The organism is Streptomyces recifensis, assembly GCF_002154615.1.
Classification (GTDB): Bacteria; Actinomycetota; Actinomycetes; order Streptomycetales; family Streptomycetaceae; genus Streptomyces; species Streptomyces griseoluteus.
This window is the reverse complement of record NZ_MUNH01000098.1, coordinates 1-2,519: the sequence shown is the minus strand read 5'-3', so window position 1 is coordinate 2,519 and position 2,519 is coordinate 1. Positions and strand designations below refer to the sequence as shown.

3 protein-coding genes and 1 pseudogene are annotated in these 2,519 nt (G+C 75.3%); 2 read left to right on the top strand and 2 right to left on the bottom strand.

The genetic code is table 11. From position 1 onward, the window contains the following. A pseudogene (locus tag CCN33_RS06460) lies at positions 1–342 on the top strand (pyridoxal phosphate-dependent aminotransferase); the annotation flags it as partial. Then, the gene (locus CCN33_RS06455; protein ID WP_086692113.1) at positions 339–1,487 is read left to right on the top strand and encodes an MBL fold metallo-hydrolase; all 1,149 of its coding nucleotides are present in this window, start codon (positions 339–341) and stop codon (positions 1,485–1,487) included. The pseudogene CCN33_RS06460 and the gene CCN33_RS06455, both read left to right, overlap by 4 nt. Here CCN33_RS06455 and CCN33_RS06450 read toward each other — a convergent pair. Both CCN33_RS06450 and CCN33_RS06445 read right to left on the bottom strand, forming a co-directional pair. Further along, on the bottom strand, positions 1,438–2,079 hold the full coding sequence (locus CCN33_RS06450) for a DedA family protein (protein ID WP_244173706.1): 642 nt from the start codon (positions 2,077–2,079) through the stop codon (positions 1,438–1,440). The two genes, CCN33_RS06455 and CCN33_RS06450, sit on opposite strands and share 50 nt — an antisense overlap. Further along, a partial coding sequence (locus CCN33_RS06445; protein WP_140394477.1) for an MBL fold metallo-hydrolase occupies positions 2,076–2,519 on the bottom strand: 444 nt, incomplete at its 5' end. The genes CCN33_RS06450 and CCN33_RS06445, both read right to left, overlap by 4 nt.

Here is a 2,519-nt window from a genome sequence, read left to right as displayed (position 1 = left end):
CCGCCCCCACAGGCCGGCCGGTACCTCTACGCCGACCTCGGCCCCCTGCGCGAGCCCCTCGCCGCGCGGGGCGTGCGGGACGCGCAGGAACTGGAGGACTTCCTCGCCGCCCGGCTCGGCATGCCCGCGCCCGGCGGACACCGCTTCGGCGACGACCTCGAAGCCCTGCGCGTACGGCTGTCCACCGCGCCGCTGCTGGGCGGCACCGACGAGGAGCGCGAGGCCGCGCTCGCCTCGCCCGACCCGACGGAACTGCCCTGCACGCGGGACGCGTTGCTCACCCTGGGACTGGTCCTCGACGAACTCCGTGACGAAGCCGTGCGATGGGAGCCTCCTCGATGACGCAGCAGACGCATGAGTCCGGGTCCACCGTCACGACGGCCACCACACCGGTGCCGGACGCTCCCGAACCCGTGGACGCGGCGCCCGGGACCGCGGTCCGCGCCCCGCTCGCGCCCGCGTGGCCACCGCTGGCCGAACCCCGTCCGCTGGGCGAACACCGGGTGTGGCCGCGCACCTTCCACGACCGGCTCACCGCGCCGCTGCCCGGCTGGCGGGCCATGGCCCGCTTCGCCCGCGAGGGCGCCGTACGCCCCGACCCCGAGGGGCTCGTCGACATCCCCCGACTCCCGTACGAACCCGGCCCGTTGCCTCGCGTCGGGGCCGACACCCTCGCCGTCACCTGGGCGGGGCACGCCAGTTGGGTGGTGCGGATCGGGGGGCTGACCGTGCTCACCGACCCGGTCTGGTCGCGCCGCATCCTCGGCACCCCGGCCCGCGTCACCCCGGTCGGTGTCCCCTGGGACAGCCTGCCGCCCGTCGACGCGGTCGTGATCAGCCACAACCACTACGACCATCTGGACGCCCCCACCCTGAGCCGGCTCCCGCGCGAGACGCCGGTCTTCGCACCAGCCGGGCTCGGACGCTGGTTCCGGCGGCGGAGGTTCACCCGCGTCACCGAGCTGGACTGGTGGGAGGGCGCCCAACTGTCCGGTGTGCGCTTCGACTTCGTGCCCGCGCACCACTGGTCCAAGCGCACGCTGACCGACACCTGTCACAGCCTGTGGGGCGGCTGGGTGATGACCGCGACGGACGGGCAGCGTCTCTACTTCGCGGGCGACACCGGCTACGGCCACTGGTTCGGGCGGATAGGCCGCCGCTACCCCGGCATCGACGTCGCCCTGATGCCCATCGGCGCCTACGACCCGCGCTGGTGGCTCAGCGACGTCCACTGCGACCCGGAGGAGGCCGTACGGGCCACCCTCGATCTCGGCGCCCGGCGGATGGCGCCCATGCACTGGGGGACGTTCGTGCTCTCGGCCGAGCCCGTCATGGAGCCCCTCACCCGCGTCCGCGCGGCCTGGGAGAAGGCGGGCCTGGCCCGGACCGACCTGTGGGACCTCCCCGTGGGCGCCTCCCGCGTCCTGGAGACCGCCCCTACCGCTCCTCGCCCCGCACCCGGCGCACCAGCCCCGGAGCCGCGCTGACCAGCACGGTCAGCACCACCACCGCCAGGACCCCCTCCCACGGCCGGGTGAACAGCGAACCCCCGAGCACGCCGATGACCTGGTACGTCAGCGCCCACGCCAGGCACGCGGGCAGGTTGCCCCGCGAGAAGCGCCGCAGCGGCCATTCCGCCAGCAGGCACGCCAGCATCACCGGAATCCGGCCGGCGGGTATCAGCCGGGACAGCACCAGCACCGAAACCCCGTGCTCGGCCAGCTTCTCCCGCGCCTGGTTCAGCCGCTCCTCCGGCGCCCGCGACCGCAGCGCCTCCAGCCAGCGCGACCCGCTCTGCGAGCCCAGACCACGCCGCCCCAGCCAGTACAGCGCCGCGTCCCCCAGGAAGGCCGCCAGCGACGCCGTCACGAACACCAGCGCCAGCGAGAACGGCGCCGTCCGGTGCAGCGCCACCACCGTCGCCGAGCTGACCAGCGCCCCCGTCGGCACCACGGGTATCAGCGCCCCGACCAGCACCAGCAGGAACAGCGACGGATAGCCGAGCGCCTGACTCGTCGACTCCAGCGGCGCACCCGTCGCCGCCGCGGCCAGCGCCGCCGCGCCCCCCACGCCTCTCACCGGCCGACCTCCAGCCGTACGCCCTCCCCGTGCCCCAGCCGGTGCACGGTCACCTTCGGCGCCGCCTCGGCCGCCAGGCGCACGAACTCCTCGCCCGGCGCGTGGAACTCGTGCGGGCGCACCGCGTCCATCCCGATCGGCCAGTACGTGCCGTAGTGCACGGGCACCGCCCAGCCCGGCGCCAGCCGGGACAGCGCCCGTGCCGCCCGGCCCGCGTCCAGATGCCCCTCACCGAGGTACGGCCCCCAGCCGCCCACCGGCAGCAGCGCCACGTCCACCGGGCCGACCTCATCGGCCATCGCGTCGAACAGCGCGGTGTCCCCGGCGAAGTAGGTGCGCGCCTCGCCCTCCACGACATAGCCCAGCGCGGGAGCGCGGTGCGGGCCGAACGGCAGCCGCCGTCCGTCGTGCAGCGCGGGCACCACCCGCACCCGCAGCTC